Source organism: Parasphaerochaeta coccoides DSM 17374, assembly GCF_000208385.1.
In the GTDB taxonomy this organism is placed as follows: domain Bacteria; phylum Spirochaetota; class Spirochaetia; order Sphaerochaetales; family Sphaerochaetaceae; genus Parasphaerochaeta; species Parasphaerochaeta coccoides.
Genome location: NC_015436.1, coordinates 780,807 through 796,240 on the forward strand (window position 1 = coordinate 780,807; position 15,434 = coordinate 796,240).

The window sequence follows — 15,434 nt, forward strand, 5'->3', positions numbered from 1 at the left end:
TTAAACTATGGGGTAATTCTACCTGTACGCTATCTTGACGGGGAGCCACGGCTCCCCGTATTTTTGTAATCTCCACTGCGCTGGGAAAGGAAAAGAAAGGTGTCTTCATGTCAAAAGATTCATCAGGCATTGACGCATCAAAAACGGTAGCCAGGAACAATCCCGTACTGCGGGAAATCAAGACAGTCTCCCCTCTTTCCATCGGCAACGGACAGCTTGCCTTCACTGCCGATCCGACCGGCCTACAAACGTTCTATACCATGTACGGGGAAGCATATGTCCCACTATGCACCATGTCACAATGGGGTTGGCACACTACCCCGGCACAGGGAAACGGAACAGGAAAATATTCCTTGTCCGACCTTGAAATGACACAGTACGACTTCGGTGGAAGAACTGTCCAATATCCGGTTGAGAAAAAACCGGGAAATGAAGAAGTCTACGGTTGGCTCAGGGAAAATCCGCACAAGTGTAATCTCATACGTATCGGCTTCCGTCTTGACGGCAAGGATATTTTGCCTGACTCCATCTCGGCAATACATCAGGAACTGTACATGTACGATGGGTTCTTGGAAAGCCAGTTCTCTCTGGAGGGAGTTCCTTGCCAGGTAAAATCAGCCTGTGCGCCGCATATGGATATGTTGGCATTCTCCATAGAAACTCCTTTGCTTGCATCCCGTAGACTGTCCGTCGTCTTCTCCTTTCCCTACGGTAGTCCCGATATTTCCGGTTCCGACTGGTCATGCCCTGAACGGCATATCTCGACCTTTTCCCGGCGACAAGACCGCCAGTGGTCAATCTTACGCGCCATGGATAATCTCACCTTTCACCTGAACGTTCAGGCCTGTACGCCAGCCCGAATGGAGCGGACAGGCAGCCATGAATTCACGCTCTCCGCCACTGCGGGGTATTCTTTGGAATTTACCGCCGATTTCATCCATGAAAGCCAGGATAATTTTAAAGAAAACAAGCAGGAAGAAGATAAAAACGACATCCTTTCCAGCGGAACAACCTCAACAGTCTTCACCTGCGCAAAACACTGGTGGAACTCTTTCTGGGAAGAAGGAGGCATCATAGACCTGTCGGGCAGCATAGACATACGAGCCGGAGAGTTAGAAAGGAGGACAATTCTTTCCCTCTATCTGCTGGCAATAAACTGCACGGGAGGAATGCCCCCCCAGGAAACCGGCCTGTTCTGCAATAGCTGGTACGGTAAGTTCCACCTTGAAATGCACCTGTGGCACGGTGCTTTCTTTCCCCTCTGGAACCATGCCAACCTGCTCATGAGAAGCCTCGGATGGTATAAGCGCATTCTGCCCCAAGCACGGGAAAACGCACGGAACAATGGCTATGCGGGAGCTCGCTGGCCCAAGATGGTCGCATATGAAGGAACCGACAGCCCCTCACCCATCGCTCCTTTGCTTGTTTGGCAACAACCACATGTCATCTATTTGCTCGAACTTCTCCGCCGTTCTGGAATGAAACCGTCCTTTATGGCGGAGTATTGGGATGTAATGTCAGAAACCGCGACTTTCATGGCGGATTATGCCATGCTGTCTCGACAGGACGGATTGTACCATCTTCTGCCGCCCCTCATCCCAGTGCAGGAGACACATTCTCCCATGGCCGTCACTGACCCGGCGTTCGAGATTGAATACTGGCATTTCGCTCTCGGCATAGCGTGTGCATGGGCACGGGAACTTGGTGTCAAGGTACCGCCAAAATGGGCAGAAGTCTGGCAACGCATTGCTCCTGTCCCGAAGCATGGGGGTTTATACATCGCCCACGCAGACTGTCCTGATACTTTCACTAAATTCACTACTGACCATCCGTCAATGCTGGGAGCATGTGGTGTCATCCCGTCAGAGCGAATCAATCCGGCAATCATGTTTGCTACATTGGAAAAGACAATGGAATGCTGGGATTACTTATCCTTGTGGGGATGGGATTTTGCCATGATGGCCATGACCGCCACACGACTGGGAAAACCGGACACTGCCCTGGATTTGCTTTTGTGTGATACACCGAAAAATTCCTACGAAGCTAACGGACACAACTTCCAGAAATCACGGAACGACCTTCCCGCATACTTGCCAGGAAACGGTGGGCTGCTTTTTGCCCTGGCCTTGATGTCGGCAGGCTGGGACGGCTGTGCGGACATAGCTCCTGGATTTCCGAAAAACGGGAAATGGAAAGTCCTCACCAGGAATATCTTGCCGTTGCCATAAACATAGGGAACATGAAAGAATCCATTCAGGAACAAAAAAAGGAGGCGATGTTCAATGATACGGAATCCTGTACTGAAAGGTTTTTGCCCTGACCCCAGCGTCGTGAGGGTTGGTGATGACTATTACCTCGCTACTTCGACGTTCGAGTGGTGGCCGGGAGTAAGGCTGTGGCATTCCCGTGACCTGGAACATTGGCAGCAGATTCAATCTCCCTTGCGGCGACGCAGCCAACTGGACATGGTCGGAAATCCGAACAATGGTGGCATCTGGGCTCCCGATATCTCCTACAAGGATGGAATCTTCTATCTTGTCTATACCGATGTGAAGACACAGAAGCAGCCATATTACAATACCCATAACTACGTTGTCTGGACTGACAACATCAACGGCGAGTGGTCTGAGCCTGTCTACCTTAACAGCATGGGCTTTGACCCTTCATTGTTCCATGCTCCGGACGGCAGGACATATCTCGTTAACATGCGCAATGGTTTCAAGGGCATCCTGCTGCAAGAGTTCGATCTATCCCGTAAGGAACTTGTCGGAGAGATACGGACGATTTTCAATGGTACTGACAGGGGTTTTACCGAGGGACCTCATCTGTACTGGCACGACGATTGGTACTATCTGCTTGTCGCTGAGGGAGGTACAGGATACCGGCATTGCGTCACAATCGCCCGTTCCCGTGACATTCAGGGACCTTATGTCATTGACCCGGACAATCCGATCCTCTCATCTGTGGATGCTTCGCACGCAATGCTCCAGAAAGCCGGGCATGCCGACCTTGTAAAGACACAGAACGGTCAGTGGTATATGTTCCACCTGTGCAGTCAACCGGAAAATGGCATCAGCATCCTTGGGCGGGAAACCGCAATCCAGAAAATATCATGGACGGATGATGGCTGGATACGACCAGTCGGAGGACGAATTCCACAGGAAATGGTGGCTCCTCCCGAAGGACTACACACCTGCGCGTTTCCTGATGAACCAACAATGGATGACTTTGATTCTCCAGTGCTTCAGCCTTTCTATACAAGTCTTCGCATTCCTCTGGATGGAGTGATATCTCTTACAGAGAGATCCGGATGGTTGCGTCTGTTCGGTCAAGAGTCAATCACGTCCCGCCACCATGTCTCGCTCGTTGCGCGACGGCAGACTTCTCACTCATGCACAGTCAAGACATGCATGGAATTTCATCCTGACTTTCCTGAACAAGCCGCCGGCCTGTGCTACATTTACAACAACGAAAACTATCATCTCCTTGTTCTGTCAATGAATGACGCCAACATGTCTGTGCTGCGGCTGGAGACAAGCATCCATGGGTCAGTGACACGTCAGGAGATTCTCCTGTCCGTGACCAAGGAAGATTCCTTGCATCTGGGTCTTTCCGTCGTCGGGCTGACAGCGCAGTTCTCCTATGCCGTCGGTCTTGATGGGGACTGGATAGATGCCTTTACCCCGCTGGACATATCGATTCTCTCTGATGAGAAAGCCCCTGGATTCACCGGAGCGCACTTCGCCCTTTACTGTCATGATATGACAGGCCAAAGAAAACCAGCAGATTTTGATTATCTGAATATCTGGCATCATGCCTAGAGTTCGTTGTTGCGCACTGTTCTTTGTAGAAACACACCCACAGGAGGATGCCATTATTTTCTTTTTCCGCTTTTTCTTGGATAAACCAAATGGTTCTTTCCGCCTTTCTCTTCGGCTACTTTATCGTCCATCCCACAACTTTCCGCGTTGAGCCTCCTTATAGCGCATTTTTCCCTCATTCAGGTGACTAATTAGTGACACTTGCGGGAAAATAACAAAAAGACGATATTTAGCATATCGTCTTTTTCTTTACAATGTAAGGAATTATCAGTACATCTCCTGGGGGAATTGAACCCCCGTTGACGGGATGAAAACCCGTTGTCCTAACCACTAGACGAAGGAGACAAGAAACCATGGCGGGTCACATCATACGCATCCCCCACGTTTTTGAGCCGCACGGGATTCGGACCCATGACCCACGCCTTAAAAGGGCGTTGCTCTACCAGCTGAGCTAGCGGCCCTTGCAACGGATGGAATATAGCAGGTACTCATAAATCATGTCAACTCATGATGAGAGTTTTCTTTCCCAGTTTTCTTCACGATATCAAAATACCGAAAAATGGAAAAAATTTATTGACAAAAAAACTCATTCATAATATATAACATATGATTACATGTTCATATATTTATTTATCATCCTGTTCGTCCATATGATCATGTCATTCATGAAGAAGGAAGGATGTCATGGATACGCAACAAGCAGCAGTAAAAAAAGAATGGGCAATATCTGGCCTTGATTGTGCAATGTGCGCGGCAAAAGTAGAAAAAGCCGTGGCTGACATGCCCGGAGTCACAGCTTCAAACTTAAACTTTGTCACAGGCAAACTGACCGTCACCACAGGCTGTAACCAAGGGAATGAATTTTGGACTTCGGTCGAAAATACCGCGCGTGCCGCTGATGATGAAATTATCCTCCGTCCGCTTGAATCGTCAGCCAATCCATTCTCAGAAAAAATAGACCGTGATAATCTGGAACATGAACATTCCTCCGTATTGCAGCAAAAAGCTTCCACATGGATGACCCCTCGCCTTTTTCGGTTCCTTGTCTCCCTCCTTTTTATCGCGTTCGCCAATGTCCCTGGAGTTCCTTCCTTGTTTGCCACCGCTTTAGTGTTGGCAGCATATGTCCTGTCCGGATACGATGTAGTGCTGAAAGCTGTGAAAAACATCGTGAAAGGCCGCCTATTTGACGAAAATTTCCTTATGGGCATTGCGACTATCGGCGCAATCTTTCTTGGCGAATACACAGAAGCGGCGGCAGTCATGATTTTCTATCAAGTTGGTGAATACTTCCAGGAACTGGCAATCGACCGTTCCCGCCGATCCATCACTGCCCTTATGGATATCAAGCCTGACCGCGCGACAGTCCTTCGGGGGGGAATGCAACTGACGGTTCGACCTGAGGACGTTCAGGTCGGGGAAATCATCCAGGTACGACCGGGGGAAAGAATCCCCTTGGATGGAATCGTCCGTTCTGGTTTTTCATTGATTGATACACGTGCCATAACTGGTGAGCCGGTACCCCGCAGCGCTCATGCCGGAGAAGTTGTTTTCAGCGGCTGTATTTCAACCAATGGCGTATTGGAAATCGAAGTCACCAGCAGTTACGCGCAATCAACCGTGTATAGGATATTGACCCTTGTGGAAGAATCCTCGCAACAAAAAGCATCAAGTGAGCGATTCATCACCAAGTTTGCTCGGATATATACCCCGGTCGTTGTCAGCATCGCGGTACTTGTCGCCCTGATACCGCCTGTCGCAGGCTTTGGCTCATTTTCCCAATGGCTGTACAGAGCGCTCGTTTTCCTTGTCATCAGCTGTCCCTGCGCTTTAGTTGTGTCTGTTCCCTTGGCATTCTTCGCCGGAATTGGCGGAGCCGCGCGTCATGGCATCATGTTCAAGGGTGGGAACTACCTTCAGACCCTTGCTGCCGCCGAGACCATGGTCTTTGATAAGACAGGAACCTTGACCGAAGGCGTTTTTGCCGTAGATGAAGTAGAAGTATATGACGCTTCTTTTTCTACAGGTGAAATCATCCGTCTTGCGGCTTCCGCGGAACAGATGAGTACTCACCCCATTGGCAGGGCAATCATTGCACATGCAGGTGATACAGGGCTGTTTGCTGTCGAATCCATCACCGAACATGCAGGTATGGGGCTTGAAGCACAGATTGATGGAGCTCACATCCTGGTCGGAAACCAACGTCTGTTGGAACGCAGGGGCATGGATGTTCCTCGGCTCCACAAAAGCTCGTCAACAGAAGTTTTTGTCGTTTACAATGATACCGTCATTGGTCGCATTACGATTTCCGACCGAATCAGGGAAGGAATGGCGGAAATCCTTACCCGTCTCAAGGAGAAAGGAATCCAGAAATCAATCATGCTGACAGGCGACCGGGAACGGGCGGCAAAACATGTGGGAGATTCTCTGGGAATCAGCGAAGTCCGGGCGGAACTCCTTCCCCAGCATAAAGTCGATGAAATAGAAAAGATCATTGCCGCTCAGGAAAAGGGACATGTCGCTTATGTCGGCGATGGAATCAATGACGCCCCGGTACTTGCCCGTGCGGACATAGGGATTGCAATGGGCGGCATGGGAAGTGATGCGGCAATCGAAGCTGCTGATGCGGTAATCATGACCAACGATATGAGCAGACTGGTTTCCGCCATGTCCGTAGCACAGAAAACCATGCGCATCGTAAAGCAGAACATCGGCTTTGCCCTTGGAATAAAAATCATCATCATGATCTTGGGAATATTCGGGATTGCCCATATGTGGCTTGCCATATTTGCGGATGTCGGAGTTACGTTGCTCGCCGTCCTCAATGCCCTCAGATGTCTGAGGATACCGGAGTAAGCATCCTCCGGTATTCAGTGATTGTTTGAAAGACAGTAACCACTGGCATCCCGGCTCAAGACAAGTCTTGTTTTCCACAATGCGCCCCTTGACCTCACTCTGTTGGCCAAGGGGCATCTTATGTAAGATGCTTACACCATAATCCAGTCCTGATTAACTTTTTTACAGCTTCCATGAAACGGATCATATCGTTTATTGTTAAATTTGCGTGTTAACTCCATATGTTTTAAGAAGTTTTTCGAAAAGTCGCACTGAAGGTCATACCCTTTAACAAGGTGACCTTTCCATGCTACAGTGTGCCCGCTATAGGGGTGTACCATATGATGGATCGGAATAAAATGCGCAACATCGGCATCATGGCTCATATCGATGCCGGCAAGACAACTACCACCGAAAGAGTCCTGTTTTACACAGGAGTGAACCATCGTATAGGTGAAGTCGATAACGGTGAAGCGACAATGGACTGGATGGAACAGGAACAGGATCGTGGCATCACCATCACCTCAGCGGCAACGACCTGTTACTGGAAAGAATACCAGATAAACATAATCGATACTCCCGGACATGTTGACTTTACCGCAGAAGTGGAGCGTTCCCTTCGCGTCCTTGACGGAGCGGTCGGGATTTTCAGCGCGGTAGGAGGCGTCGAGCCCCAGACGGAAACAGTCTGGCGTCAGGCTGACACCTACAAAGTCCCGCGCATCGCATTCATTAACAAAATGGATCGCATGGGCGCCGATTATTTCGCCGTCCTGAAGGATATTGAGCATAAACTGTCCATTCCCCCCGTACCTGTGACCATCCCCATTGGAGCGGAAAGCTCATTCAGTGGCGTAATCGATCTGATTGACATGTGCCGTCTCACTTTTGACAGTGAAGACCAAGGGCAGACAGTTATTCGCGATGACCTTGACGGGACGGTTCTGGAGCTTGCCCGTGAATGGCGGGAAAAACTGATTGATGCCGTTGCTGCTTTCAACGATGAAGTCACTGGGCTTTACCTTGATGGTCAGGAAATCCCCGCATCCCTGCTCAAGGAAGCCTTGCGCAAAGCAACTCTTGAAAGAAAGCTACTACCTGTCTTTGCCGGTTCTTCCTTGAAGAACATCGGCGTCCAGCCAGTAATTGATGGCGTCATCGATTTCCTCCCCTCGCCCCATGATATTCCTCCAGCTATAGGAAAGCTCGTCAAGACAAACAATGAAGTCGAAGTACCCAGTGATCCGAAGCAATCACCCCTTGCCTTGATTTTCAAGATACAATATGACCGTGAAGCCGGTCCTCTTTGCTATGTACGGGTCTACTCCGGAACCTTCAGGAAAAGCACGGCCATCTTCAACATCGGAAAAAAGAAAAAGGAAAGGATTAACCGCATTCTTCGGATGCACTCCAACAGATCGGAGGATATGGATGAACTGTCAGAAGGTGACATCGGTGTGATTGTCGGTTTCAAGAATATCCAGACTGGAGACACCATTGGCAGCGAAGGTTATCAAGTTCTTCTTGAATCGATGAAATTCCCGACTCCCGTGATTACAGTTGCCATTGAACCGAAAACCTTGAGCGATCAGGACAAGCTGAAGAAGGCTCTGGAAATCTTGGTCATGGAAGATCCTACCTTTACATGGAAGGATGACCCGGAAACCGGACAGTTGGTAATCAGCGGTATGGGAGAACTCCATCTTGATGTCCTCGTCACTCGCTTGACAAAAGAAATGAAGGTAGAAGCACGTGTCGGCAATCCACAGGTGACATACAGGGAATCAATCACAAAGGAAGCTACCGTCACTGAAAGTTTTTCCAAGCTCATCGCTGGAAAGGAGAACGCTGCCGGTGTCACCTTGACAGTGCGTCCTCTCCCCACGGGCAAAGGGACATCTTATGTTTCCCTTGTCAAGCATAATGCCATGCCTCAAGTTCTTTTTGACGCCATACGCAACAGCGTCATGAATTCTTTCCAGGGAGGCATTCGCTACGGCTATGCCTCCTGTGACATGGAGGTTGAGCTGAATGCCGTCGAATACAGCGAACTGACCGCTACCCCATTTGCCTTTGAAGCATGTACGGCTGCCTGTTATGACGCTGCTTGCCAGCTTGCGGAACCATTGTTGATGGAACCCATTATGAATGTCATCATCATGGTTCCTACCCAGTATGTCGGTGATGTCATCGGTGGGCTTACCGCACGCAGAGGTATTGTCATTAGCATGGAAAGCCGTCCCAATGCCGACCACATTCACGCTCAGGCTCCCTTGCGACAGCTTTTTGGCTATTCGACTGCGTTGCGTTCCGCCACCCAAGGACGTGGGGACTTCTCCATGGAGTTTTCCCATTACGCCCGCAAAGAGTAAAAGAAGCTGAAAAATATTTATCTCTGACTTCCCCCGCTCCTATCCATGTCGCTGTTCACGATAGCGGTAATCTCGTTGCAACTAATCCTACCAATCCAATCAGTCCTACTGGGGAAAAAGTTTGACAGAAGCCACACCCTGACTTACCATCAATAGAAAGGAGCTATGCGGGGCATCATGTTTCGCGGCTTCTTTAATATAGGAGGGAAAAATGGGTCTAGCAACCACAAATGTGAGAAATGTGGCCATCACAGGTCACAATGGAACAGGTAAGACGGCACTGATGGAACAACTGCTTTTCTACTGTGACGCGATACCCAAACCGGAATCCGTTGAATCAGGGAAAACCATTAGTGATTTTACTGAAGAAGAAATCAACGATAAGATTTCCATTCATTCCTCCATCGCCCATGCCCAATGGAAGGAAAAAGCCCTGACTTTCATTGATACTCCGGGGACGGCCGACTTTATCGGCGAAACCATCGGAGCTCTCAGGGCGGCTGAAGCAGTCATCATGGTGGTTGATGCCCGTGATGGTGCCCAAGTAGAAACCATCAAACTCTGGAGACGCCTTGATGCCACCAATACTCCCAGAGCAATTTTCATCAATACCATGGATCGTGAACACAGCGATTACTCCAAGGTACTTGATTCCCTGAATGAAGAATTCTCCGCCTCTTTCGTCCCTGTCGTCATTCCTATGGGTAGCGCGGAAAAATTCAAGGGAGTCATCAATCTCATGAACAACAAAGCCTATACTGCCACTAGCGGCGAAAAAGAAGTTTCGGGGGAGATTCCCGTCGAATTTGCTTCTTTCGTCGAAGAAAACAGGTTGAAATTGATTGAATACGCTGCCGAAGGTGCCGACGACCTGATGGAAAAATATTTTGAATCCGGTACTCTCGACATCGACGATATACGCAGGGGCTTGCATGAAGGCTTGCGCAACAACCGTGTTGTCCCCGTATTCTGTGGAGCAACTGCATACGGAGCTGGAATTTCTTCACTCCTGACTTTCATCGCAAACAATTTCCCGTCTCCGGAAGGCATGTCTGAGGAAGCATTGCAGCCTGATGGTTCATCCATTCAGGTTCCCTTTGACGATGAACAGCCTTTCAGTGCCCTTTCCTTCAAGACTACGATTGACCAATTCTCCGGAAAACTCAGTTTCATCAAAGTCGTTACCGGTGTTCTCACTCCTGAAACTGATTTCTATGTATCCGGGTCAAGCAGAAAGGAACGGGCGAGCAAGTTGTTCTGCGCCCTGGGAAAGAAATTGGTTGAAACGAATAAGCTTTCCTCTGGAGAGATAGGCGTCATAGCAAAGAATGACAATATCTTCACCAATTCAACGCTGACTGCCCATGCGGAAAATGCCATACGCTATGTTCCTCTCGCTCTGCCTCAGCCTGTCTATTCCGTCGCTATTACGACGGATGATAAAAAGAGCATGGACAAGATGAGCGAATCCTTGAACAAGGTCACTGAAGAAGACAAGACTGTGTCCCTGTCCTTCAACGAAGAAACCAAGGAAACGGTTCTTGCAGGGATGGGTGAACTTCACTTGAACAAGATATTGAACAAGATACGGGAAAAGCAGAAAATCGACATCATCACCCGGCTGCCACGCATTGCCTATAGGGAAACCATCACAAAAAAATCCGGTATCTGTGAATTTACCCACAAGAAGCAGTCCGGAGGACATGGCCAGTACGCAAAAGTCATGATAGAAGTCGAACCACTTCCACGGAGCGGTGACTATGCCTTTACCAATGCGGTAAAAGGAGGCTCGGTTTCCAAAGGTTATGTTCCGGGGATAGAAAAAGGCTTCCATGAAGCCATGTCGGAAGGACTTCTGGCGGGATATCCCATGGTTGACATTGCCTTCACGCTTCTTGATGGAAAAGAACATCCTGTAGATTCTTCAGAAATGGCGTTCAAACTGGCTGCAAAGGGAGCTGCAAAGGATGCCATGCAGAAAGCAGGCCCGGTTCTTCTTGAACCGTACATGCGACTTGAGGTATTCATCGAGAACAAGTATCTGGGGGAAATCCTTTCGGACTTGTCAGCGAAACGCGGGAGAGTTCTGGGACAGGATGAAATCGGACACTTGCAGGTCGTCAAGGCAGAAGTTCCCCAAGCTGAACTCCTGTCATACTCAATCGATTTGAAATCAATGACCAGCGGTACAGGTTCTTTCGAACTGACGTTCGACCATTATGAGCAAATCAGTGGGAAACTTGCCGATGAAGTAATCAAGGATGCTGAAACAAGAAAGGCATCACAAGAGTAACGGCTTTCTTTTTTCTACCCTTCGGCCTCCGTGCTTCACTGTACGGAGGTTGTGTTTTTCTCTACCCAGACCTCGTTAATCGGATGCTGTTTGTCCATGCCCTTCTGTTCAAATTTTGTCAGAGGCCGCCATGTCCTGCATGGAGCAAAACCGTGGTAGGGGTTATGCAACGCAGGCACAACGGCAAATACTTCAAGCATCTGTTCCGCGTATTCCTGCCAGTCGGTGACACAATAAATGTAACCTGCCGGTTTCAGCCGCGAGACAAGAAGTTCTGCAAAAGGAACTTGGATAAGCCTCCGCTTATGATGCTTCTTCTTTGGCCATGGATCAGGAAAAAAAATATGGAAACCATGGACGCTATTCTCAGGAATCATGTCGCGAAGCACTTCAACAGCATCAAAACGCATCAGGCGTACGTTCCTTATTCCGGCTGTACCAACCTCATGGAGAAGTTTGGAGAAACCGGAAAGGAAGACTTCTATTCCCACATAGTTGATGTCGGGATTTTCCCTGGCTATCCGAGCGGTTGAATCTCCCATGCCGAACCCTATTTCAATCACGACAGGGTTGTCATTATGGAATATATCCCGCCAATCCAACGGTTTTCCGGAATACGGAAGGGAATACTCCTTGGCATAGAGACGTAAGGCCTCAACCTGAAATTTATGAAGCCGCCCTCCTCTGAGGACATAGCTCTTGACTCCCCTTCTCTTGTCTTCCGCCGGTAGTTCTACATTCCTGATATCCGGCGCAGTCTCATAGACAGATTTCTGGCTTTCCGCTGGCATATGCCCCCCCCCTTCACATCAGACGCTGGAGCTTCTCCAGAATGAACAGTGCCTTGTCCTTCAAGGAAACGGCACTGGTTTTCATAGAGAGCATGTTTGGCCGCTTCGGGTCAAGTTTCACATCACCGCCGGATAGTTTCACCAAGTCGAGCACCTTATTGATTGACAGGGACGCAACATGGGAAAACTCAACGGTAACCGCGCCGTTTTTCTCCAGCAGATGGAAAACAGACAGTCTGCGACACACAATCTTAAGCTCGGCGATGTAGAGAAGATTTGCTACTTCCTCCGGCATGGTTCCGAACCGATCCGCCAGTTCCGCACCCAGTGCCTGCAATTCCTGCTGAGTGGAAATTGAAGCAATCTTGCGGTATATCTCAAATTTCACGGAAGGAGCCTTGATATAGCTGTCGGGTATGAAACCGGAGTAGTCAAGTTCAAGATAGACTTCCCTTGAAGAATCATCGTCCGCATTCTGCATCTTTGAAATGGTCTCATCGAGTATCTTGAGAAACATATCAAGCCCCACAGAGGCTACCTGTCCGCTCTGTTCCCTACCCAGGAGATTGCCGGTTCCACGGATTTCCATATCCTTCATCGCTACTTTAAAGCCACCACCCAACTCAGTATGCTGGCTGATGGTCTGTAGTCGTCTTATCGCGATTTCACTGAGCATTTCTTCCTGCGGATAGAAAAGATAGGCGCACGCCTCACGATCGCTCCGACCTACCCGTCCCCGGAGCTGATAAAGCTGACTTACGCCATACATGTCCGCCCTGTCAATGATGATTGTGTTGACGTTGGGGATGTCTATGCCATTCTCTATGATTGTAGTGGAGACGAGAACTTGGATGCCCTCATGGATGAAGCGACGCATCGTATCTTCCAAGTCATCTCCGTTCATCTGCCCATGAGCACTTTCTATGGCGAACTCCGGCATGCGTTCCCGCAGTTTATTGACGACCATCCCAAGCGTTTCTATCCTGTTATGGAGATAGAATACCTGACCTCCCCTGCCCAGTTCATTCCTGATTGCCTTTTCTGCGATGTCCGGATCATATTGCTGTATAATGGTACGGATAGGACGCCGGGCTATGGGAGGCGTGGTCAACAGAGACATGTCCCTGATCCTCAACAAGGACATATACAGTGTCCGCGGTATCGGGGTAGCGGAAAGAGAAAGAGAATCCACGCTGGTACGCATCTCTTTGATGCGTTCCTTGTCCTTGACCCCGAACCGCTGTTCCTCATCCACCACAAGCAGCCCCAAGTCGGAAAACTTGACATCTTTCTGGATGACACGATGCGTCCCGAACAAAATATCAAGCTGTCCGGCTTGAAGGTTTTTCAGTACTTTGGACTGTTCTTTCCGTGGTACCATGCGGGACAAAAGACCGACGCGCACGGGAAAGTCCCCTAGACGACCAATGAAAGTATTGTAATGTTGTTCAGCAAGAATGGTCGTCGGAGCAAGGAATACCACCTGTTTCCCACTCATTACTGCCTTGAACGCCGCCCTGAAAGCTATTTCCGTCTTGCCATAGCCGACATCCCCGCAGACGAGCCTGTCCATGACTATGGGACTTTCCATGTCTTTCTTGATATCTTCAATGCAGGTCAGCTGGTCTTCCGTCTCATCATAAGGAAAAGAAGCTTCAAACTGGAGCTGCCAGTCTGTATCGGGAGGGAACGGGAAGCCACGGGCATTCTTTCTCCGTGCATAGAGCTGCTGCAAGCGTGTCGCCAGTTGTTCCGCGGACTTCCGTGCGCGAGCCTTCTTATGCTCCCATCCTTGACCGCCAAGATGATCAAGAGCCGGAGAGCCTCCGGCACTGCCGATATATCTCTGTATGAGGTTTGCCTGTTCTATGGGTACGTACAGGTTCTCATCGCTTGCATAACGTATCTTGATATAGTCGCGTTCCCGTCCTGATACACCGACCCTGTCTATCTTGATGAACTGTCCGACACCATAGTTCGCATGTACCACATAGTCTCCCTCGGACAAATCGACAAAGGAATCGAGCGGGGAACTCTGGATTTTATGCAATCTCTGGATGACTTGTTTCCTGCGACCGAATATTTCATGGTCGCACATGACGATTTCTTTTCTGGACGGCAGGGAAAAACCCCCTGAAAGTTCAGTTCCGACATATACAATCTGGGGAAAAACATTCAACATCTGGGCCAAACGTGCTTTCTGTTGTTCCGTGGTTGTAAAAATCGTGACATTCCAACCGTTCTTGAACAATTGTGTCAGTTCTGATTTTACCATAGTGAAGTCGCCGAAAAAAGAACGGGGACCTGCAATGTCCACATGGCTTGCCCCGGCATGTCTGCCTACGATATCAGTTATGACGGCACTTCGTGATGTCGCCGCGCGGAACCGTGGGAAATCGACAAGCAGGATATCAGGCTTCGCCACGGACCTATCTTCATGGAACGCCGTCCGGTACAATGCCTTTGCTTCGACTTCCAAGGCATGGAACGATGATTCAAGCCGCTGGTCTCCGATGAAAAAGAAATAATCGTTTTCCCGTAAATAGGGCAGTATAGGGCCTGTCACACTCTTGTCTGACATGTCAGGAAGGACGACACTAATCCTGGCCATACTGCCGTTTGTCTGTTGTGTCACCGGATCAAAATAGGAAATCTTATCAACGACATCCCAGTCTGCGTAAATCCTGACCGGAGCATCCTCACCGTGAGGAAAGATATCGAGGACTTCTCCCCTGATGGAAAATTCACCGGGAGAGCCAGTGGTAGGACTCCGGAAATACCCTCCGTTCGCTAGTTTCTCCGCGCTTTTTTCCGTTTCAAACGGTTTTCCTACTGCTATTTCCAAAGAAGCTTCCTGAAGGGCATTGAAAGCGACCACAGGAGAAACAAATGCACGCAGATGGGTTACTATGATTCCCTTTTCAGTTTTCTGGGCGGATTGGAGTGCCAGAAGCTGGACATACTCACGCTTTGTTCCTTCCCACGAACTGTACAGTGTCTTGCCGTTGGAAGGAAGATAGAGAAACTTCTGGTCATTGGTCTTCCCGTCATCACCGCTTGTGGCAAACCCGTCTTTCAATAATTGAGAAGCAGCTTCCTCGGTCGAGCAGATTACCCAGACCCTGCCGGGGACTTTGCGTGCAAAAAGACGGATGCACTCGGCCAAAGGATAACCTGACAAGTTGTCAAGATACACCGGGACATCAGGGGATGAGACGAATCCCTTGTATGCTTCAAGTGATTTGATATAGGATTGAAGCGACGTTACTACCTGCAATTGCATAAGCGTCATTACACTATCACAGAGCAAGAAAGGATTTCA

The 15,434-nt window shown here is 49.3% G+C and carries 7 protein-coding genes and 2 tRNA genes; 5 read left to right on the forward strand and 4 right to left on the reverse strand.

Translation table 11 applies throughout. The annotated features are described in order from the left end of the window. Positions 1 to 107 precede the first annotated feature (107 nt). A complete protein-coding gene (locus tag SPICO_RS03420; protein WP_013739292.1) occupies positions 108 to 2,228 on the forward strand; it encodes a glycoside hydrolase family 65 protein in 2,121 nt (706 codons plus the stop codon). A gap of 54 nt (positions 2,229 to 2,282) precedes the next feature. Beyond that, complete coding sequence (locus SPICO_RS03425; RefSeq protein ID WP_013739293.1) at positions 2,283 to 3,821, forward strand: glycoside hydrolase family 43 protein; 1,539 nt, start codon at positions 2,283 to 2,285, stop codon at positions 3,819 to 3,821. Between the two features lie 273 nt (positions 3,822 to 4,094). On the opposite strand, the gene SPICO_RS03430 is transcribed toward SPICO_RS03425, so the two are convergent. Both SPICO_RS03430 and SPICO_RS03435 read right to left on the reverse strand, forming a co-directional pair. Then, positions 4,095 to 4,166 (reverse strand) — tRNA-Glu (locus SPICO_RS03430). 43 nt (positions 4,167 to 4,209) lie between these two features. Next, positions 4,210 to 4,282 (reverse strand) — tRNA-Lys (locus tag SPICO_RS03435). A 223-nt stretch (positions 4,283 to 4,505) separates the two neighbouring features. Between SPICO_RS03435 and SPICO_RS03440 the strand changes: the two genes are divergently transcribed. From SPICO_RS03440 to fusA (SPICO_RS03450), 3 genes are all read left to right on the forward strand, one after another. Further along, positions 4,506 to 6,677 carry a heavy metal translocating P-type ATPase gene (locus SPICO_RS03440; protein WP_013739294.1) on the forward strand — a complete coding sequence of 724 codons (2,172 nt, stop codon included), beginning with the start codon at positions 4,506 to 4,508 and terminating at the stop codon, positions 6,675 to 6,677. A 320-nt stretch (positions 6,678 to 6,997) separates the two neighbouring features. Then, positions 6,998 to 9,028: an elongation factor G gene (gene fusA, locus SPICO_RS03445; RefSeq protein ID WP_148228994.1), complete on the forward strand. Its 2,031-nt coding sequence runs from the start codon at positions 6,998 to 7,000 to the stop codon at positions 9,026 to 9,028. A gap of 211 nt (positions 9,029 to 9,239) precedes the next feature. Then, positions 9,240 to 11,321, forward strand: coding sequence for an elongation factor G (gene fusA / locus SPICO_RS03450; protein ID WP_013739296.1), 2,082 nt, complete (start codon positions 9,240 to 9,242; stop codon positions 11,319 to 11,321). 35 nt (positions 11,322 to 11,356) lie between these two features. On the opposite strand, the gene trmB is transcribed toward fusA (SPICO_RS03450), so the two are convergent. Together trmB and mfd are read right to left on the reverse strand one after the other, a co-directional pair. Then, positions 11,357 to 12,112: a tRNA (guanosine(46)-N7)-methyltransferase TrmB gene (gene trmB, locus SPICO_RS03455; RefSeq protein WP_013739297.1), complete on the reverse strand. Its 756-nt coding sequence runs from the start codon at positions 12,110 to 12,112 to the stop codon at positions 11,357 to 11,359. A 13-nt stretch (positions 12,113 to 12,125) separates the two neighbouring features. After that, positions 12,126 to 15,404: a transcription-repair coupling factor gene (gene mfd / locus SPICO_RS03460; protein ID WP_013739298.1), complete on the reverse strand. Its 3,279-nt coding sequence runs from the start codon at positions 15,402 to 15,404 to the stop codon at positions 12,126 to 12,128. Between the last annotated feature and the right edge of the window lie 30 nt (positions 15,405 to 15,434).